Origin of the sequence: Mucilaginibacter gracilis (assembly GCF_003633615.1) — a bacterium.
Lineage (GTDB): Bacteria > Bacteroidota > Bacteroidia > Sphingobacteriales > Sphingobacteriaceae > Mucilaginibacter > Mucilaginibacter gracilis.
This window is the reverse complement of sequence record NZ_RBKU01000001.1, coordinates 1557377-1576230: the sequence shown is the minus strand read 5'-3', so window position 1 is coordinate 1576230 and position 18854 is coordinate 1557377. Positions and strand designations below refer to the sequence as shown.

The window sequence follows — 18854 nt, the reverse complement described above, 5'->3', positions numbered from 1 at the left end:
TGAAAAATTTATGTCATATCTATTTACTTCAGAATCGGTATCGGAAGGACACCCGGACAAGGTTGCCGACCAAATATCGGATGCATTAATTGACAATTTTCTGGCATTTGACCCGGAATCGAAAGTTGCCTGCGAAACGTTAGTTACCACAGGGCAGGTTATTTTGGCTGGCGAGGTTAAATCAAAAACCTATCTCGACGTGCAAAAAATAGCGCGCGATGTAATTAATAAAATAGGCTATACCAAGGCCGAATATATGTTTGACGGAAGTTCGTGCGGTGTGCTATCGGCTATTCATGAGCAATCGCCGGATATTAACCAGGGCGTTGACCGTAAAAGTAAAGAAGAGCAGGGAGCTGGCGACCAGGGTATGATGTTTGGATATGCCACCATTGAAACCGATAATTATATGCCCCTGGCACTGGATATTGCCCACGCTATTTTAATTACCCTTGCCGAAATTCGCCGCGAAAACAGCGAGGTAAAATATTTGAGGCCGGATGCAAAATCGCAGGTAACGTTGGAGTATGATGATAACAACCAACCGGTACGTATTGACGCTATTGTGGTTTCGACCCAGCATGATGATTTTGGCGAAGAGCCTGTAATGCTTGAGCAAATACGTAAAGACATTATTAACATTTTAGTTCCGCGTGTAAAAAGCAAGTACCCTAAATACGGCCACTTTTTTAACGACGATATTAAATACCATATTAACCCAACCGGCAAATTTGTTATTGGCGGTCCGCACGGCGATACCGGTTTAACAGGCCGTAAAATAATTGTTGATACCTATGGTGGCAAAGGCGCACATGGTGGCGGTGCCTTTTCGGGAAAAGACCCATCTAAGGTGGATAGATCGGCAGCATATGCAACCCGCCACATTGCTAAAAACCTGGTTGCCGCTGGTGTATGCAGCGAGGTGCTGGTACAGGTATCATACGCTATTGGTGTTGCACAGCCAATGGGTATTTACATAAACACATACGGCACAGCTAAGGTTAACCTTACCGATGGCGAAATTGCCCGAAAGGTTGAAACCATTTTTAACATGACGCCTTACGCTATTGAAACCCGCCTTAAATTGCGCAACCCCATTTATTCGGAAACGGCTGCTTACGGGCACTTTGGCAGGCCGCACCAAATAGTAAACAAAACATTTACCCTGCCCGATGGCACAGCCAAAACTATGGAGGTTGAATTGTTTACCTGGGAAAAGCTGGATTATGTTGATAAAGTTAAAACAGCATTTAGCATTTAAAATACTATCGGCCTCCTTTAACGGAGGCTTTTTTGTTGTACAAGCGTATTTTATTTGCAACAAATTGTAAACGCAATTAAATTTCCCAGCAAAATATAAACATGCATAACACCGAAACCAATCCCTGGAAAATAACTTCCGAAAAAGCTATATATGATAACCCCTGGATAAATTTAACCGAGTACCAGGTTATTAACCCAGCGGGCAACCCGGGTATTTATGGTAAGGTGCATTTTAAAAACCTAGCTATTGGCGTTGTACCCTTGGATGATGACTTGAATACTTATCTGGTTGGGCAGTACCGTTTCCCTTTAGAACAATACAGCTGGGAAATACCCGAAGGCGGCGGCCCACATGCCGAACACGCTTTGGATGCCGCCAAGCGCGAGTTATTGGAAGAAACGGGGCTAATGGCCAATAAATGGACCGAGTTGCAACGCATGCACCTATCAAACTCCGTGAGCGACGAATTAAGCATTGTTTATTTAGCACAGGGCCTTACCCAACACCAGGCCGAACCCGAAGAAACTGAGCAACTTGTTATTAAAAAAGTACCTTTTGAGCAGGTATATCAAATGGTATGCAACGGCCAGATAACCGACTCGATGACGGTTGCCGCAGTGCTTAAAATAAAGATAATGCTGCTGCAAAATAACTTGCTTTAATTTATCCGCCGTAAATACTAATTTTGCGCCGATGCATAAGTTTTTTGGATACATACTAACACCTTTATATTATCTCTTCTTTTGGTTTTGGCTGGGGATATTTCACCCTACCCAATGGCTGGCTTATAATATAGGTGGTTATAAAGCCCATAAGGCTGTGGTTGATTTGATGAACTTTTTTTTGGTAGCCACTTGTTATTTATTGGGCAACCGGGTAACGTTCACCAATAATCAAACCCTGCCAACTGATAGGCCCATCGTATTTTTATCAAACCACCAAAGCATGTATGATATTCCGCCAATTATTTGGTTTCTGCGTAAGCATCATGCAAAATTTATTTCAAAAATTGAATTAACTAAGGGTATACCGTCAATATCCTATAACCTGCGTAAAGGCGGCGGCGCTAATATCGACCGTAAAGACGGTAAACAATCTATTATAGAAATTGTAAAACTGGCCGAACGGATGAAAGAAAACAACTGGTCGGCGGTGATATTCCCGGAAGGAACGCGGGCAAAAGACGGCAGGGCCAAAAATTTTCAGGTGGGCGGGGTAGCCACTATTCTTAAAAAATGTCCCAATGCACTGCTTGTACCCCTGGCAATTGATAATTCGTGGCGCATGGTGCAATACGGCTTTTTCCCTTTAAGTGCATTTGAACATATTACCCTAAAAGTGTTACCACCCATAGAGCCAGGAAACAAACCCTACGAGCAACTGGTGTTAGAGGCCGAAACAAGCATAAAAAAAGCACTGGGCCAGGCCTAAAATTAACCACTGGTATAATGATTGCTATACAGGCGTAAAATTACTGTATAAAAATTATGCTATCATCTAAAAATATTGTTTTTGCTGTACTGGCCACGGCAGGCCTTTTTATATTATTAACGTTTGCAAGCTGTAAAAAGAAGGTTCGATCGGATATTGGAAAGGCCTTTTTTGCAAAAACCCAAAACAAGGTTTTTAAAGATATTACTCCCGAAGGCTTTGCTATAGTATTAAAAAAAGCACTAACCGACCCAAATACCAAACTTAGCAACCCTAAAATAATTGAGGCTTATTATGATAGCCACGATTATGACCCGGTTTTGTTAACCAGCAATTTAAGCAATGATAACCTTAGGCTTTTAGTTGATTACCTGGGCAAGGCAAACGAGCATGGCCTGGATCCTAAAATGTTCCAAACTGAAAAAATAAAGTTGTTGCTGGCTAAATTTTACGATAAAAAAGCCATTAAAACTACCGATGAGGCTTATACCGATATGGCTCAACTGGAATTAAGTATAGCTAATTCGCTTATCAATTACTCCAACGCGCTGCAATTTGGCGTGATGAACCCCAGGCGCATTTATGCTAATTATTACACGGTAACTAAACGGCCAGATAGTTTAAGCATGAGCCGCGTTTTTGAATTAAAAAATTTAAAAACTTTTTTAGATAGCATTCAGCCAAAAAACCCGCAATACCTTACTTTACAAAAAGCACTGGTTAGTAACGTAGTTGTACCTGGCCAAACCAAAGAAGAAACACAGCGCACCCTATTAGTTAACCTTGAACGCTTGCGCTGGAAAAACAAACCAACCGAGGCGCGATACGCCATAGTAAACATTCCGGATTTTCAGTTAGATTTGATGGAGAACGGCAAATCAACACTCAACATGAAGGTTTGTGTTGGCCAGGGCCGCAATGGTAACCATACCGATAACCTGGTTGAGTATGACGACAGTGATAAAATAGACAGACCTTTTCAGCGCGAAACCCCGCAGCTAAACAGCTTAATATACGTTGCCGAGGTAAACCCGATATGGAACATTCCGCAAAGCATTGCAAACAAAGAAATTATTGTTGAAGCCGCTAAAGACCGCTATTATTTATCAAACAAAAACATTAACGTTTATAAAAACGGTGCTATTGTTAACGACCCCGAAACAATTAAATGGGCCTCGATTTCGGAAAAAGAACGTAGCCAATACTCTTTTAAACAACAGCCCGGCGCCGATAACTCGCTGGGAAAAGTAAAGTTTTTATTTAACAACAAAAGCAGTGTTTACCTGCACGATACTCCAGCCAAAGATGCCTTTAAAAAACCAATGAGAGCCGTTAGCCACGGATGCGTGCGGCTTGAAAAACCGCTTGATTTTGCACATGCCCTTTTTGGCGACGGCGAAAAGTATAATACCATAGCTAAACTAATGGGCGAAGATAATAGCAAACCCACCAGTTTATACCTCAATAAAAAAGTACCGGTTTATATAACCTATGTTACCTGCTGGGCTGACGCCGGCGGAACACTACAATTTAGGAAAGATATTTACGGTTTAGATATTGTGTTATATGCACACCTGCAAAAGTTTTTGGCACCCGTATAACAGGTTGCTATAACATTGCGTTTGCCGACGATGCACTATCATTATCCTGAAAAGCTATTCGCACAGCCATATCGGGGTTTAAATATTTTGAGCTGTAGCTACCATCGTTCCCGTTTATAAATAAGAGGTTTTTGCCTTTAATGGTATCGATGATTTTGTTGGCTAGCAGAGGAGAAACAGCCGGGCAACCCTGGCTGCGCCCAAGGCGGCCTAACTCTTTAATAGAAGCTTCGCAAACGTAGGGCGCGGCGTGTAAAACAATGTCGCGTTCGTTTGCGCGGTCGTTAAAGCCTTCGTCCATGCCGTTTAGCTTTAATGAGCGGCCGTGTTTGCCCATATAAACCTTATCGGTTACATAAAAACCGATGCTGCTTTCAAACGAATCAACATTGTTAGAAAAATGAGATGCTACATCGGCTCCGCTGTTTTGGCCGTGTGCAACCCAGGTATTTAACAACAATTTTTGCTTTTGCAGATCAATTATCCACATGCGCTTTGTGCAGCTTGATTTAGCCAAATCAACTATGGTTATAATACAACTGTTAGAAGTAATTTTATCGGCCAATTTAAGGTTATAATATCCGGTTATTGCTTTTTTAAGTACGGCAACATCTAAACCGCTATTTTGCAAAGCGCAGGTTTGATAAATGTTATCAACATAGTGGTTAAATAACCGGCTGGCTAATGAAACACTGGAGTTTTCGGTTGAATCTTTTAATGAAAAACTATTGGGGGTGTAAACAGGGCTGTTCAGCGTAAGCGACACCGCAAAAAACGCACAAGGAATCCATAAAAAAGATTTAATCATACTTAAATTGGTTTTAAATTAATTAGTTATATCTATTGCTTTATACGTGTCGTGTTGGCAAATGTTGCTTTTGATTATCCAACTTTAAATCAAAGAGAAATATACAACACCCGAACGAAATTTATTTAACCAACATTTAATAAACGACCATTTAACAAGAATATTATGTATTGCTTGCTGCACAAAAAAACCGGGGTTAAAACCCCGGCTCCTGTTCAAATATTTAAGCCTAAAATTTATAGGCTAAAGTTGTTAAAAACTGTGTTGGCGGTATAGGTGTAACGCTATAGTTATCGTGTATTAAGTAATTCATGGTATTGGTAACGTTGGTTACGCTTGCCAATAACGATAGTTTTTTATAGGTATAACCAGCAGACAGATCAAGAGTTGCAAAACCGCCTACTGGCAGCAAACGGTTATATTTTTGTGTTTGCCCAACAGTGTTGTTATAACCCGCGTACCTAAAGCCGGTATAAAATGCAGAGGCTCCTAATTTAAAGCCTTTTAGTTGGCCGCCGCTAAACTTATAAAATATTGAGCCATTTGCCGTATTGGAAGGATTAATAACGATTGGTTCGCCCTCCAGGTTTGAGCCCTTTAAACCAGTTGTGTTAGAAAAAAAGGCATGGTTATAAGCATAACCTGTAATAAAATACAGGTTTTTAGATATGTTGCCTGATATGTCAATCTCTACACCGTTGCTTGTTGTTTGGCCACTAAACTTTTTTAGGGCTGTATTTGTATTTTCAATAGGGCCGTCAACTGTTGTGTATGGGGATTGAACTGCAAGATTTTGATTAATTATTTTGTACACGCTAATATTTGCCGACAATTTATCATCAAAAAATTTGTTTTTAATACCAGCCTCATATTGGTCAACAACAGACGGAGTCATGGCTTGTCCGGTTGCAACATTAGTGCCTGTATTAATTACAAAATTGTTAGTATAGCCTGCATAAATAGATGTTGTTGCAACAGGCTCATATATCAAAGCTATTTTTGGCGAAAAGGCCCCATCAACCTTATTTGCTGCCGAACCCCTGTAATCTACAGCTCTGGCGTAGCTTGTTACATATGTGGCTACGGTTTTTTGTACCGAGTACCGCAAGCCGGCCAGTATTTTAAATTTATCGGTAAGGCTTATCAAGTCTTGAATATAATATCCAAAACGGTATGATGGTGCTTTAGTTAAAGCAGTATCGGTAGTATTAGGCATATCGGTGCGAGCGGTGTATTTGTTTAAATCAATTATATTTATTACATCGTAAACATTTGCTGCGCCATTAATGGTACTCAAACCTTGTATAGTATAGGTATTAGTTAAATTAGTAACTTTTGCAAAATCGGTACCAACCAATAGTTGGTGAGTTATACCACCTGTTTTAAATGTTCCGTTTAAATTTAGCTGCGCAGTGTAATTATTTTCGGTGGTATTAGCACGTGCTAACCCCCTGTTCCAATCGCCATTGGCAGCCACGTTGTTAGGCAAGCCAGAACCATACGAATCAATTTTAGTTCCCTGGCTTGAGGTAATAAAGTTTAAACGCCAGGCATCTGCCAATTGGTGGTTTACCGTTAACGTGCCCGAATACTGGTCCATGTGGCTGTATGCCCATGAGGTATTGATAAACTGCGACCGTGGAACCGTGGAATTTATAGCCTGGCCTAAATTAAGCGAGCCTACGCCCCAATCGGGAGTTAAGTTAGATTTTAAATAATCGCCGGATAATATGATGGTGGTTTTTTCGCCAGCTTTGTATAATAGCGATGGGTTTACATAAAAACGTTCGGTTTTTACATTATCGCGGTAGCTGCCATCATTTTCGTAAGTACTAACTACTCTAAATGCCAGGTTTTTGCTTATCGGGCCATAAACATCAACCGCTGGTTTGTACATATTGTAACTGCCATAGCGCATTGATACTTCGCCGCCGTTTTCAAACTTTGGCTTTTTTGTTACCATGTTGATAATCACACCGCCCGAAACATTGCCATACAATAAGGCCGAACTCCCCTTTAACACTTCGATAGATTCCAGGGTACTTGCTTCGGGAAAACCGGCGGTATTGGTGAGCACGCCATCTTTAAATATACTGCCCGAGCCACCACCTATGCCTATACTGTAGCCGCGTGCGGTAAAGGTTTCGCCCACGCCGCCGCGGGTTTGGGTAAGTGTAACCCCGCTTACATTTCTAACTGCATCTCCAAGGCGGTTAATTTGCTGGTCTTCTATTACTTTATTAGTTACCACGCCCGAGCTTTGTGGTAAATCCATAGGGCTAATATCTGCCTTGCCTAATGCTGTAGGTGTAGTATTTATGGTTTTACCCGAATTAATATTTATTTCACTCAACTCGGTTGCGCTTTGCGCCAGGGTAAAGTTAAGCTCGGCCACCTGCCCCGCGTTAACAGTTACCTGTTGTTGCTGTTGGCTATGGCCCACATGGCTTAATACAATTGTGTAATTACCTACAGGCAGGTTTTTAAATGCATACGTTCCCTTTTCTGTAGTAGCGGTTTGCTTGTGAGCTTCCTTTATTTTTACGGTAACATAAGCAGCGGGTTTACCGTCGCTGGTTAAAACCGTGCCTTTTATTGATCCATTACCCGGTTGGGCGGCGGCGACCAGGCAGCATAAGCTACAAAAAATAAATATTGCTGTTTTGAGCTGGTGATAGAAGTTTTTCATTTTATTTATTTAGACTAATTATAAACAGCCGCAAAGGAAATAAAAATACCGCCCTCTTGCAATTTTATTTGTAATTAGTCTAAATAAGCTAAATGTTTTTGGCGTCTATAATTTTGAAGAACTGGTCGCGATAGGTATCGCCAACAGGTATTACCTTATCCTTAATCCAAATGCGGCTGCGTTCAATACTATCTATCTTATTTAGCGCCACTATGTATGATTTGTGAACCCTGATGAAATGCTTTTCGGGTAAAGCATCTTCCATCTTCTTCATAATCTGCAGGGTTATAATGCGCTCTGTTGGGGTAAATATGGATATATAGTCTTTAAGGCCTTCTATAAAAAGAATATCGTGCAGATAAACCTTTTGTATTTTGTGCTCTGTTTTAACAAAAATAAAGTCGCTTAATAAATCCTGCTGCGCGGGTTCGGGGGCGGGGGCTGCAACGGCAGTTGAGGGCCTAATAATACCTTGCGCCTTTTGTGCCGACTTATAAAACCGATCAAAAGCTATCGGTTTTAAAAGGTAATCAACAACATCAAGTTCATAGCCTTCTAACGCATATTGCGAATAGGCAGTAGTTAATATTACTTTCGCCTTTCCGTTGGCAATTTTTAAAAACTGTATACCGGTTAGTTCGGGCATTTGCACATCCAAAAAAACCAAATCAACCAGGCCGTTTTGCACAAATGACAATGCCTCGATGGGGTTTGTTGTTGATTTAACAAGGCTTAAAAATGGCACCTTGCTAATATAATCTTCCAATATATGTAAGGCCAAAGGCTCATCGTCAACTACCAAACATCGTATCATGGCTATAAATTTAAGGATAATTCGCTGGTATAAGTATCGGCACCGTCGTCAATTTTCATTTGGTACTTGCCGGGGTATAATAAATCGAGCCTGCGTTTCACGTTGTTAAGGCCAATACCTCCTGCCCAATCTTTATTAAATTGATGCTTTTTATTTTCCATTTTAAAATAAAGATGCTCTGGTTCAATATCCATAACAATGCGTATGGGGCTTTGGGGATCGTTGGCAACGCCATGTTTAAAGGCGTTTTCTATAAACGAAATCAGCAATAGTGGTACTATACGCTGGTGGCTGATAAGCCCGTTTATCTCAAAATCAACAAAAGCTTTGTTAGCGTAACGTATCTTTTGCAAATCGATATAGTTTTGCAGGTATTGCAGTTCTTTAGCCAAATCAACCTTGTTATCGTTACACTCGTAAAGCATATAACGCATAATTTCGGATAGTTTTAAAATGGCTTCGGGCGTAGTTTCTGATCGTTGATAAGCCAGCGAATAAATGCTGTTAAGCGAGTTAAACAAAAAGTGCGGGTTAATTTGCGATTTAAGAAAAGCCAGTTCGGCACTCAAACGCTGGTTTTCCAGATCGCGCTGAATGCGCTCGTTCAAAAACCAGTCTAAGGTAAATTTAAGTACCGTGCTTAAAAACACAAATATTAAACTGGTAAAAAAAGCACTTATGTAGTACGAAGTAAAACTAATTACCCCATGCATATTACCCCGCACCAGCACATACTGCTTAAAAAACAGCGCCAGGCCATACTTAATAAAACCAATTAGCAGTATAAAAATAAATAGGGTAAGGTTGTACTTTAAATACTTTTTACGGTTTAAAAACAGCGGTATAAATAACAAAAAGTTAACATAAAACAGCCCAATGTTAATAAACCCGTACAGTACAAAAATAACCAACAAGCCTTCGATACTTATTTTGGTATTGTTGTGCGTAATTAAGCCAAAAAAGCACACCATACACACCCAAAAAAACACGTGCCAAAATATTTGCCATCCTTTTTTCATTTATCGCTCGCTCACTTTCATCGCATCTAATGTAAAATAAATAACTATAATACTAACTGTATTTAGATGTACGCCGCATTTTTACCGATGAACCGGATTTGATTGCCGATTAATTAAATTAGGCTGTATTTACCCGTTCATCTATAATTACTGGCTGTTGGTCTAATTGATTTTAGCAGGTTAAACTATTGCTATTCATTTGTGTCATCAAATCAATCAAACAATATCTGCCATGAAAAAGTTAATCAACAACACAAACCCATTTATGTTACTACTTGTACCTATACTATTTGTAATGGTTATGGGCGTAAGCTACCAGATAGAAAAAAAGGGATCGGAGCTTGAAAAAGCTGCAAACGTTGCATATAACGGAAAACAGGCCACTTCTTTGTTTAATAAAAGTGTAACTTTGTTTAAGGCGGTATGTTCCGTAGCAAAACAAAGAGAATGGTAATTAATACCGACCAGCTTTCGTTCCACTTTGGTAGCCAGCAGGTTGTAAAATCTGTATCGTTGCAAGTGCCCGAAGGCAGCATTTATGGTTTTTTGGGGCCAAATGGCGCCGGTAAAACAACAACCATTAAGCTACTGCTTAATTTGCTGCATGCTGATAATGGCACTATTAAACTATTTGACAAAGACATACTCACTCACCGGATAGAAATACTATCGCAAATAGGCTCGTTAATTGAGCAGCCTGCTATTTATAGTCACCTTTCGGGAAGAGAAAACCTTCGCAACCGTGCCTTGCTATTGCAGGTACCCGCCGCCCGGGTTGACGAGATGCTCGAGCTTGTACGCTTAAAACAAGCAGCAAATAAAAAAGCGGGGCAATACTCATTGGGCATGAAACAACGCCTGGGTATAGCCCTGGCCCTGTTATCGGACCCCAAACTTATTATTTTAGACGAACCCACCAACGGCCTCGACCCTAACGGCATTATAGAAATACGGCAATTGCTGATGCGCCTGGTGCAAGAGCAAGGCAAAACCGTTTTTGTATCGAGCCATTTACTGGCCGAAATTGAACGTATGGCAACCCACGTTGGTATTATAAACCACGGCCAGCTTGTTTTTCAGGGTACTATTGAGGACTTGCAGGGTTTAAGCAAGCCCCTTGTGCATATTGAGTTAAGCGATAGTGCCGATGCGGCCAATTTGCTAACCCGCAGTGGCTTTACTATTAACGACGTTCAGGAGGGTAACATTTTTGTCCCCTATACATCAAAGGAAGAAACTGGACGCATAAACGCTTTACTTAACCAAAATGGCCACGTAGTATATGCCATTGGCAAAGTGCAAAAAGATCTAGAAAATTTATTTTTATCAATTACCCAAAACACCTGATGATGAAAGGATATATATTATCGGTACGCTCGGAGTTTTATAAGAGCCGCAAAACATTGGGTTTTTGGTGTTCAATTATACTGCCGTTTTTAATTTGCCTGCTCATGTTTGTTGCTTTTTTAACACATAGCGAAAAAATGGCAAAGCTACCTGCACAAATTTTATGGGTATCATACGCCAATGTTATATTTGGTGTAATGGGCAAACTGTTGCTCCCAATTTACATCATCATTATAGGATATTCGGTAAATAGCATAGAGCACCGTGCCGATACCTGGAAAAGTTTGTTTTCGTTACCCATATCAAAGTGGGCCGTTTATGCGGCTAAATACACGTATGCAGTATTTTTGGTTTTTATGTGTTTAATGCTGTTTTACCTGTTTACCATTGGTGGTGGTAATTTACTGGGCGCATTAAAACCAGAACTCAAGTTTTTCGAATTCCACATGGAGGGCTTTTTGGCGCTCATTTATTTAAAATTGTTTCTGGCTTCGCTGGGTATATTATCGGTACAGTTTTTATTGAGCTTAATATGGGCCGATTTTATAAAACCTATGGGCATTGGTTTTTTAGGAACCATTACCGGTTGGATATTGGTTGGCTTTAACTGGGAATACAGTTATTGGATACCCTATGCACACCCTGTACTTACAACAAACAGCATTTTTACATTCAATAAAAAGCCCGTGGCACCTGGGCCGCTGGTACTTAGTGTAGACATGTTTACTAAAGAGGTTTTTGTAAGCCTTGCACTGGCCGCTGTTTTTTTTATTTTGGGCTTTTTTGTGGTACAAAAAAAGAGCGTAAAATAACCTGGCTTTCCCTTTATAGCTTGTTAACCATAGCTTCGTAAAGTTTATCAATTTCAATAGGCTTGCGTAAAAAACCGTCGAAGTAGGGCATATACTCTTCTTTATGCTCGGCAGTAATATCGGCAGTTAAAGCAAATATGGGTGTATAACAATTGTGCCCTGCTCCGCAGCGTATGTTTTTGGTGGCTTCAAAACCATCCATCTCGGGCATGTGTATGTCCATCAAAATAAAATCGTAACCTTTTGCGTTGGCTTTTTCAACAGCTTTCAAGCCGTCGTTTGCATGCTCTGCCTTCATTTTCCAATTCGATAGCAATTTCATGGCTACCATGGCATTTATCATATTGTCTTCGGCCAGCAACACCGTTTTGTTTTGCAACAAGTCCGATCTTGTAATTGGAGCCTTAACCTGAGATTTAGCGCATTTTAAGCTAAGGTCGAAATAAAAAACCGAGCCCTCACCTACCGTGCTCAGTACCTCTACGGTGCTATTATGCAGGGCAACCAATTTTTTAACAATAGCCAAACCCAAGCCCGAGCCCCCCTGTTTGCGGGTAGTTATTGATTTTGGCTGAGAAAAACTTTCGAAAATAGATTGGAGATGATTGCCGGCAATACCCGTACCGGTATCAATAATTTTAAAGCGTAGCTGATGGTATTCGTCCGCCGATGAGCCGGTTTTTTCTACCTGCATGTTTACACTGCCCGCATCGGTAAATTTAATAGCGTTTGTTAAAAGGTTACCAATAATTTGTGAAAACTTAGTTTCGTCCATTTCGTACGATTCGGAAACGCCACTATCTATATTTAATAAAAGTTGCAGGCCCTTCTCTTTTGCAAGGTTTTCGTAGGTACGCTTAATATTTTCCAGTAGTTGGCAAAAGTTTGTTGGCCGCAGTTCCAGAGAGGCTTTTCCGTTTTCAAGCTTGGTGAAATCCAAAATGTCGTTAATAATAAGCAGCAGGTTATTTGCAGCAAATTTTAATGAATCAACAAATTGCTTCTCCTTTTTACCTACTTTATCGCCCAATAGTGCTGCTATGGTTATAACTGCATTGAGCGGTGTACGTATTTCGTGGCTCATGGTTGATAAAAACTCCTGCTTAACCAAGGCCTGCTGCTCGGCTTTGTCTTTTTCGGCAATAATATCAGCCTTTTCTAATTGCAGCCTCGCCTCAAGCTCCAACGTCTCCATTTTAGATAGCAGCTCATAATTTTCAATAACCTTTAAGGTTTGTGTATTAATTGCCGCTTCCTTTTGTTGCAAGTAACGCTCCAAATATTTTAATGCCTGTACCGGGTTATTTTCCTTTTTAAATATCTGGTAAAAAAGAAAATTACACTTAAACTTTATAATAACAATATTATACTTTTCGCTTAAATCATACCCCTTCTTTAAAACAATTTTGGCTTTATCAAACGCGCCCATTTGTACATACATACTGGCAAATTTTTGATATGCCATACCCAGGCCAAGCCTTTCGCCCATTTCCTGGTGTATCGTTATTGCTTTTTCAAAATCTGCCTCGGCTTTATCATACTTCTTTTTGTAGCTATATACCTTAGCCCGGCCGTACAACGAAAACGCTAAACCCCGGAGGTCGCCGGTTTGGTTTTTCATTAAAATAGCGCGTTCTATTAGTTCAAGCGCCTTTTCGGGTTCGTCCTTTTTTAAATAAACGCCAGAAAGCGGATTATAAGCATTTGATTCCAGGCTAATGTCAATTGCTTTTTTGGAAGATTCTATAGAATCCTCGTATGATTTAATGGCGTTTTTTTGATCGCCAAAGTACTCATAAATAGTACCTAACGATTTTTCTACACGGGCCTGGTTGTGGTAGTCGTTAAATTTGCGGTAGGTGCCCAGGCAGTCTATCAAATAAACTAAACCAAGGTGAAAATTATCGGTTTTATAGTAAACCCCGGCTATATTATATTTGGCATCGGCTATACCCTTTTCGTCGTTAAGCTCTTCAAAGTATTTAATAGCCTGCTCAGACATCGCCATCGAGCTTTCATATTCGCCCTGTATCATGGCATATAATGCCAATTGCGACAGGCTTTTGCCAATAAAAATATTGTTTTTTGTTTTTTTACTTAAAGCCAAAGCCTCATTAGCAAGCTTTTTGCTTTGGTTTAAATCGCTCGTTCGGTAAGCGTACGCCTTATCGAGCAGCAAAACAATTTGCTCATTATTCTCATCTGCGATGACGTCCATTAATTTCAAATTATTTTATCGGGTTTAGTAAGGCCGGATAGTTAATTGGAACAACAAATATTATTAATTGTTTCAATAGCCCAAATCCAAACTTACAAAACTTTTATTTAAATATATATTTACGTAAATAAAGTACCTGCGTATTTTTTTAACTGTGTTTTTTTTAAAAAATGTTGATATTTAAAATACATGAATCGTATTGACCGCTTATCGGCTATTTTGATCCAACTACAATCGCGCAGGATTACCAAGGCACAGGATGTGGCCGACAGGTTTAACATTAGCTTACGTACCGTTTACCGGGATATAAAAGCACTTGAGGAAGCAGGCATCCCAATTATTGGTGAAGCCGGCATAGGCTATTCCATAATGGACGGCTACCGCCTGCCACCCGTTATGTTTACCCGCGAAGAGGCAATAGCCTTTTTAACTGCCGAAAAAATGGTGGAGCGGTTAACGGATGCGGCAAACAGCGCAAATTACCGCTCGGCTATGTACAAAATAAAGGCTGTACTGCGCAGCACCGAGAAGGATTTGTTAGAAAACATGGATACCCATATTGAGGTTTTAAAAGGAAAGCATAAAGCCGACGAAAAACCACAATTAGACCTTATACAACCTATATTAAAAAGTATTACGGCAGGTGTTGTAGTATCGCTCAAATATTTTTCTAACTACAGGCAGCAACAAACCCAACGTATGGTTGAGCCGGTTGGAGTATTTTACCTGGAGGGCTACTGGCACCTGATTGCTTTTTGCAGAATGCGAAACGATTACCGCGATTTTAGGTTAGACCGTGTGCTTGCTATTACTTTAACCGATGATGTATTTAAACAAAAGCACCCGCCTTTAAAAGAGCACCTGCAAAAAACATATCAAAACAATAATTTACAGGAAGTAATTATACGCGTTGATAAACGCGCCGTGCCTTATTTAACCGAGCAAAAATATTATAGTGGCTATGTATCTGAGCGGCAGGTTGGCGATGAGGTGGAAATGATTTTCCTGACCGGAGCGTTAGAGGGTTTTGCACGGTGGTATATGATGTATGGCGATATGGCAACTATTATTAAACCGGATGAATTGATTGAACGCGTTAAAGCCATAACCTGTAAAACAGCCGAAAAATTATCTATATCCGATGGTTTTCTGCTGACATAGGGTTGTCATAACGGGGTGTTTACTTTGCGGGGTAAACAAAAACAAACCATTATGGCAATCATTCAAATGTTATTAAAAGAAATGGACCAGGAGGCCCAAACAACCCGCAAAATGCTAAACCGCATTCCGGACGATAAATACCAGTGGCAACCGCATGTTAAAAGCATGACTATTGCGCAACTATCAAACCATATTGCCGAACTGCCAACCTGGATAACCTTAGTATTAAACACTACCGAACTTGATTTTGCAACCGCGCCTTATAAGCCAACCCATGTTGCCAATACGGCAGAGTTGATGGAATTATTAGAAAAATCGTTAGCAGACGGAAGAGCAAGCCTTGAAAAAGCCACCGACGCCGATTTGGAGCCTACCTGGACATTGCGGAACGGGAATGAAATATACAGCGTATCAACCAAAGGCGAAATGATAAGGACAACGTTTTCGCAAATAGTGCATCACCGTGCGCAATTGGGCGTGTTTTTACGCTTGCTAAATATACCTATACCTGGCAGCTACGGCCCAAGTGCCGATGATATGAGTTTTTAATACAACCTGCTAAACATTATTGTAAGGAAAAAACAATTTAAATACAGAGCGTAGTTTAAAAACCAGTGCTTTAATTGATTGCCTTACAATAATGTTGCTTTTATTGTTGCGCTAAATACCGTTTAACCAATATTTTTGGGAGCCCACATCCCAACCGTACCCCGCAATGCATTTGCAAACCTTACCAATAAATTGGGGTAAATAAATTTACTATTTTGAATATGCTACGATAACGTATTGCGCAGTTTATAACACGCCTGCCCATTGGTTATATGTTTAAATTCGTCTTTTAATTTGGCCACGCGTTGTTTGTAAAAAACACTGCGATAGGGCTTTACCTCATCCAGTAATTCCATAACTTCTTTGGCCCAATCTTTTAACTCAATCATCTTATTTTCGTTATTTGCCTTTTCCATCATTGGTATATTTTGAATACAATTTTACTAAAATTTTTAGTAAAATATAAAATAAATTTTTACTTTTGATGGTATATTGAACACTGGCTGTTATACATATAAAAATAACGCTACCGACCTTCAACTTTACAACCCGTTTAAAAACATGCATACCAACCTACAGCAACTTTATGGCAATATTGATATTTACCTGTTTGACCAATTACTTAAAGGCACTTACAACAATTGCAAAACCATAATAGATGTTGGTTGCGGCGGGGGCCGCAACATGGTTTACTTTTTGCAAAACGGATATGATGTTTATGGTGTTGACCCTAACCCGGAGGCTATTGATGCGGTTAAAAATTTATCGTTACAACTGGCACCGAAAAACCCCGCCGAAAACTTTAAAATTGCGCCCGCCGAAAATTTGCCATTTGATGATGATTTTTTTGACCTCGCTGTTTGCAACGCTCTATTACATTTTGCTAACGACCAGGCCCATTTTGATGCCATGCTGCGCTCGGTTTGGCGGGTAATTAAACCCGGCGGTTTTTTGTTTGCCCGTTTAGCATCAGATATTGGCATTGAAACGCTGGTGCGCGATATTGGCAACAGCAGGTATTTACTGCCCGATGAATCTGAAAGGTTTTTGGTAAACCAGCAAACCCTGTTACGCTATACCCATGATTTGAACGGGCAACTACACGAACCCATTAAAACAACCAACGTACAAAACCAACGCTGCATGACTACCTGGTGCCTACGTAAACTTTAGGCAAGGCAACCCTTCGCATTTTTTTTACAGCTATTGCGGTAATATTAAATTCGGTAGTGGCAGTTGTATTTCCGGTATCCCTGGTTTTTTATATTTAATGGTTAAACACGCCCGGTTGTATTATTAAGTTGGCATTCATTTTTTTATTTCTAAAATAATTTTAGCGTGCTTGTTATATTTATAGCAATATATTGCGGCGCTTTTATGCGGATAATATAACAGCTTATGGGCACCACCACGATACTGATTGAGGATATTGAAAACATTGAATGGGTTAATGCCGACAACAACACTTTTAACTTAACAACCTACAACGATGTTTGGCGCATCTTTATCAGTTCAGTAATATCGCAAATGGAGCGTTTTTGGAGTTTGCTCTCTGCCCATGAACGCGAAAGGGCTAACCGCTACTACCGCGAGGCAGATAAACAACGGTTTATAATAAGCCGCGCCGTGCTTAGGGTGCTACTTGGGAAATACCTTAATGCCGATCCGTCGCTGCTCTCGTTTAAAGAAGGCCCAAACAAAAAGCCTTATCTTAATGGTAATGCAACTATTCATTTTAACGTATCACATTCGGACGATTGTATTTTGGTGGCCATTTCGGAAACAGAAATAGGTGTGGATGTTGAGCAATTAGACGTTAATGTACACTATACCGATATTATGGATATTAGTTTCGGCCCGGCCGAGATTGCACATGTAAAGCAATCGGCAATGCCACTACACTCCTTTTACACTTTATGGACACGCAAAGAAGCCTTGCTTAAAGCCACCGCAAAAGGGATTGACGACGATATAAAACAAGTGCCCGGCCTTACGGGATTACACTTTGTTGATAATAAAATAATTGGCTCTGCAAATACATCTTTAGTTAAAAGTTTTAACGCTGGCGATACCTACATGGGTAGCGTTGCCATTGTAACAAAAAATTGCCGCTTCCTAAACCACAGTAAAGGTTTTTTGTTTTAATATTCGTTAAAAAAAGATTATTATTGTAACTATATAAATTACTCTGCGTATAAGCGATAAAACTATTACCCATGCAGATCTCTTTAGTCCCCTCAAAACCAAAATGCAAAACCTGTGGCAGGGATTTTGAATCGAGGGTAAAACGGAGTTTTTTTGTAAAAAAAGTTTTGTTTTTTCTGCCTTTTAAAAAATACAAGTGCAGCTCGTGCCGCAAACAAGTTTATGTACTCTCCCCAAAAGTAAAAACCGAAAAACAGGCTATAAAAAGTTTTTAACTGGTTTTTATTTCCCTGTATGGGTTGGGTGCATTAAACTAACCATCCAATAAAAAAACAAATAACTCTTTGGGGCCATGTGCGCCTAAAACTAATGTTTTCTCAATATCGGCAGTACGGCTGGGGCCGGTTATGTTTGATATCATAGAAGGTAATGCATTACCATACTTGTTTTTAATAAGCGCAAAACCATCTTTAAGGTCCATCACCAACTGCGATGTATAGGCCAGCACAATATGTACATTAGGATAAATGCTTAACCTGCGCCCGGCACTATTACCGTTTGACACCAATATACTACCATTGCGAGCAATCAAAGCCTCGCACAAGGTAAAACCAACTTCGGCTTGTTCAAAATCTTTGTCGGTTTCAAAAAACGGGTATTCGTATTGTTTTAAAATATTTTGCAACGGGCTTTCCCAACAGTAAACCTTTCGCCATTTTCGTTCTTCGGCCAGGTTTAACAGGTTTTCTATAAACTGCATTTCGTCTTCACAAAAAACAAACTGGCCTGCTACTGCACTAAAGGCTTCGGCAAACACAACTTCGGGTATTTCGGCGGCAGGGGCGTATAGCGGCTGGTCTTCAAAGGCCGGGTACGGGTTATCGCGCCTTTCTAATAATGCCTTACGTATCTTTTTTAGCAGCTTCTCTTTGCTGGTTGTAATGTCCTTCATGTATAAACAAACCCTCTATGTACTTAGCACAAAAACAAATATGA

Annotated in this window: 18 protein-coding genes; 11 read left to right on the top strand and 7 right to left on the bottom strand. The window is 40.1% G+C overall.

What is annotated here, in order from left to right; translation table 11 throughout:
- Positions 1-10: 10 nt before the first annotated feature.
- The 4 genes from metK to BDD43_RS06690 all read left to right on the top strand — a co-directional run bounded on the left by metK (position 11) and on the right by BDD43_RS06690 (position 4296).
- Positions 11-1261: a methionine adenosyltransferase gene (gene metK, locus BDD43_RS06705; RefSeq protein WP_121196949.1), complete on the top strand. Its 1251-nt coding sequence runs from the start codon at positions 11-13 to the stop codon at positions 1259-1261.
- Positions 1262-1362: 101 nt separating this feature from the next.
- Positions 1363-1926 carry an NUDIX domain-containing protein gene (locus BDD43_RS06700; RefSeq protein WP_121196948.1) on the top strand — a complete coding sequence of 188 codons (564 nt, stop codon included), beginning with the start codon at positions 1363-1365 and terminating at the stop codon, positions 1924-1926.
- A 31-nt stretch (positions 1927-1957) separates the two neighbouring features.
- Positions 1958-2695: a lysophospholipid acyltransferase family protein gene (locus BDD43_RS06695; protein WP_121196947.1), complete on the top strand. Its 738-nt coding sequence runs from the start codon at positions 1958-1960 to the stop codon at positions 2693-2695.
- Positions 2696-2751: 56 nt separating this feature from the next.
- The gene (locus tag BDD43_RS06690) at positions 2752-4296 is read left to right on the top strand and encodes a L,D-transpeptidase scaffold domain-containing protein (protein ID WP_121196946.1); all 1545 of its coding nucleotides are present in this window, start codon (positions 2752-2754) and stop codon (positions 4294-4296) included.
- Between the two features lie 7 nt (positions 4297-4303).
- On the opposite strand, the gene BDD43_RS06685 is transcribed toward BDD43_RS06690, so the two are convergent.
- The 4 genes from BDD43_RS06685 to BDD43_RS06670 form a co-directional block, all read right to left on the bottom strand.
- On the bottom strand, positions 4304-5104 hold the full coding sequence (locus BDD43_RS06685) for a murein L,D-transpeptidase catalytic domain family protein (RefSeq protein WP_121196945.1): 801 nt from the start codon (positions 5102-5104) through the stop codon (positions 4304-4306).
- Between the two features lie 229 nt (positions 5105-5333).
- Complete coding sequence (locus tag BDD43_RS06680; protein ID WP_121196944.1) at positions 5334-7793, bottom strand: TonB-dependent receptor; 2460 nt, start codon at positions 7791-7793, stop codon at positions 5334-5336.
- A gap of 88 nt (positions 7794-7881) precedes the next feature.
- Positions 7882-8607, bottom strand: a complete 726-nt coding sequence (locus BDD43_RS06675) for a LytR/AlgR family response regulator transcription factor (protein ID WP_121196943.1) — start codon at positions 8605-8607, stop codon at positions 7882-7884.
- Between the two features lie 2 nt (positions 8608-8609).
- Positions 8610-9626: a sensor histidine kinase gene (locus tag BDD43_RS06670; protein ID WP_121196942.1), complete on the bottom strand. Its 1017-nt coding sequence runs from the start codon at positions 9624-9626 to the stop codon at positions 8610-8612.
- 232 nt (positions 9627-9858) lie between these two features.
- Here BDD43_RS06670 and BDD43_RS06665 point away from each other — a divergent pair, with 232 nt between their 5' ends.
- From BDD43_RS06665 to BDD43_RS06655, 3 genes are read left to right on the top strand one after another with little or no spacing between them, the layout of a single operon-like run.
- The gene (locus tag BDD43_RS06665) at positions 9859-10080 is read left to right on the top strand and encodes a hypothetical protein (protein WP_121196941.1); all 222 of its coding nucleotides are present in this window, start codon (positions 9859-9861) and stop codon (positions 10078-10080) included.
- Positions 10074-10973 (top strand): ABC transporter ATP-binding protein, encoded by a 900-nt coding sequence (locus BDD43_RS06660; protein WP_121196940.1) that lies wholly within the window; start codon positions 10074-10076, stop codon positions 10971-10973. Before BDD43_RS06665 ends, BDD43_RS06660 begins: the two co-directional genes overlap by 7 nt.
- Positions 10973-11785: an ABC transporter permease gene (locus BDD43_RS06655; protein WP_121196939.1), complete on the top strand. Its 813-nt coding sequence runs from the start codon at positions 10973-10975 to the stop codon at positions 11783-11785. The genes BDD43_RS06660 and BDD43_RS06655 overlap by 1 nt, the downstream gene beginning before the upstream one ends.
- A 13-nt stretch (positions 11786-11798) precedes the next feature.
- Here BDD43_RS06655 and BDD43_RS06650 read toward each other — a convergent pair whose 3' ends face one another.
- A complete protein-coding gene (locus tag BDD43_RS06650) occupies positions 11799-14003 on the bottom strand; it encodes a tetratricopeptide repeat-containing hybrid sensor histidine kinase/response regulator (protein ID WP_121196938.1) in 2205 nt (734 codons plus the stop codon).
- A gap of 189 nt (positions 14004-14192) precedes the next feature.
- Here BDD43_RS06650 and BDD43_RS06645 point away from each other — a divergent pair, with 189 nt between their 5' ends.
- Both BDD43_RS06645 and BDD43_RS06640 read left to right on the top strand, forming a co-directional pair.
- The gene (locus tag BDD43_RS06645; RefSeq protein WP_121196937.1) at positions 14193-15164 is read left to right on the top strand and encodes a helix-turn-helix transcriptional regulator; all 972 of its coding nucleotides are present in this window, start codon (positions 14193-14195) and stop codon (positions 15162-15164) included.
- Positions 15165-15215: 51 nt separating this feature from the next.
- A complete protein-coding gene (locus BDD43_RS06640; RefSeq protein WP_121196936.1) occupies positions 15216-15713 on the top strand; it encodes a DinB family protein in 498 nt (165 codons plus the stop codon).
- Positions 15714-15937: 224 nt separating this feature from the next.
- Here the strand turns inward: BDD43_RS06640 and BDD43_RS06635 are convergent, their stop codons facing one another.
- Positions 15938-16132 (bottom strand): hypothetical protein, encoded by a 195-nt coding sequence (locus tag BDD43_RS06635; protein ID WP_147425582.1) that lies wholly within the window; start codon positions 16130-16132, stop codon positions 15938-15940.
- Between the two features lie 142 nt (positions 16133-16274).
- Between BDD43_RS06635 and BDD43_RS06630 the strand changes: the two genes are divergently transcribed.
- Together BDD43_RS06630 and BDD43_RS06625 are read left to right on the top strand one after the other, a co-directional pair.
- The gene (locus tag BDD43_RS06630) at positions 16275-16886 is read left to right on the top strand and encodes a class I SAM-dependent methyltransferase (protein ID WP_121196934.1); all 612 of its coding nucleotides are present in this window, start codon (positions 16275-16277) and stop codon (positions 16884-16886) included.
- A gap of 225 nt (positions 16887-17111) precedes the next feature.
- On the top strand, positions 17112-17858 hold the full coding sequence (locus BDD43_RS06625) for a 4'-phosphopantetheinyl transferase family protein (RefSeq protein ID WP_121196933.1): 747 nt from the start codon (positions 17112-17114) through the stop codon (positions 17856-17858).
- A gap of 313 nt (positions 17859-18171) precedes the next feature.
- Here the strand turns inward: BDD43_RS06625 and BDD43_RS06615 are convergent, their stop codons facing one another.
- Entirely contained in the window at positions 18172-18810 is a 639-nt protein-coding gene (locus BDD43_RS06615) for a LutC/YkgG family protein (RefSeq protein ID WP_121196931.1), read from the bottom strand.
- Positions 18811-18854 lie beyond the last annotated feature (44 nt).

Coding starts and splice junctions, on each gene's coding strand:
- metK (WP_121196949.1), top strand. CDS start 11: ATGTCATATCTATTTACTTCAGAATCGGTATCGGAAGGACACCCGGAC.
- BDD43_RS06700 (WP_121196948.1), top strand. CDS start 1,363: ATGCATAACACCGAAACCAATCCCTGGAAAATAACTTCCGAAAAAGCT.
- BDD43_RS06695 (WP_121196947.1), top strand. CDS start 1,958: ATGCATAAGTTTTTTGGATACATACTAACACCTTTATATTATCTCTTC.
- BDD43_RS06690 (WP_121196946.1), top strand. CDS start 2,752: ATGCTATCATCTAAAAATATTGTTTTTGCTGTACTGGCCACGGCAGGC.
- BDD43_RS06685 (WP_121196945.1), bottom strand. CDS start 5,104: ATGATTAAATCTTTTTTATGGATTCCTTGTGCGTTTTTTGCGGTGTCG.
- BDD43_RS06680 (WP_121196944.1), bottom strand. CDS start 7,793: ATGAAAAACTTCTATCACCAGCTCAAAACAGCAATATTTATTTTTTGT.
- BDD43_RS06675 (WP_121196943.1), bottom strand. CDS start 8,607: ATGATACGATGTTTGGTAGTTGACGATGAGCCTTTGGCCTTACATATA.
- BDD43_RS06670 (WP_121196942.1), bottom strand. CDS start 9,626: ATGAAAAAAGGATGGCAAATATTTTGGCACGTGTTTTTTTGGGTGTGT.
- BDD43_RS06665 (WP_121196941.1), top strand. CDS start 9,859: ATGAAAAAGTTAATCAACAACACAAACCCATTTATGTTACTACTTGTA.
- BDD43_RS06660 (WP_121196940.1), top strand. CDS start 10,074: ATGGTAATTAATACCGACCAGCTTTCGTTCCACTTTGGTAGCCAGCAG.
- BDD43_RS06655 (WP_121196939.1), top strand. CDS start 10,973: ATGATGAAAGGATATATATTATCGGTACGCTCGGAGTTTTATAAGAGC.
- BDD43_RS06650 (WP_121196938.1), bottom strand. CDS start 14,003: ATGGACGTCATCGCAGATGAGAATAATGAGCAAATTGTTTTGCTGCTC.
- BDD43_RS06645 (WP_121196937.1), top strand. CDS start 14,193: ATGAATCGTATTGACCGCTTATCGGCTATTTTGATCCAACTACAATCG.
- BDD43_RS06640 (WP_121196936.1), top strand. CDS start 15,216: ATGGCAATCATTCAAATGTTATTAAAAGAAATGGACCAGGAGGCCCAA.
- BDD43_RS06635 (WP_147425582.1), bottom strand. CDS start 16,132: ATGATGGAAAAGGCAAATAACGAAAATAAGATGATTGAGTTAAAAGAT.
- BDD43_RS06630 (WP_121196934.1), top strand. CDS start 16,275: ATGCATACCAACCTACAGCAACTTTATGGCAATATTGATATTTACCTG.
- BDD43_RS06625 (WP_121196933.1), top strand. CDS start 17,112: ATGGGCACCACCACGATACTGATTGAGGATATTGAAAACATTGAATGG.
- BDD43_RS06615 (WP_121196931.1), bottom strand. CDS start 18,810: ATGAAGGACATTACAACCAGCAAAGAGAAGCTGCTAAAAAAGATACGT.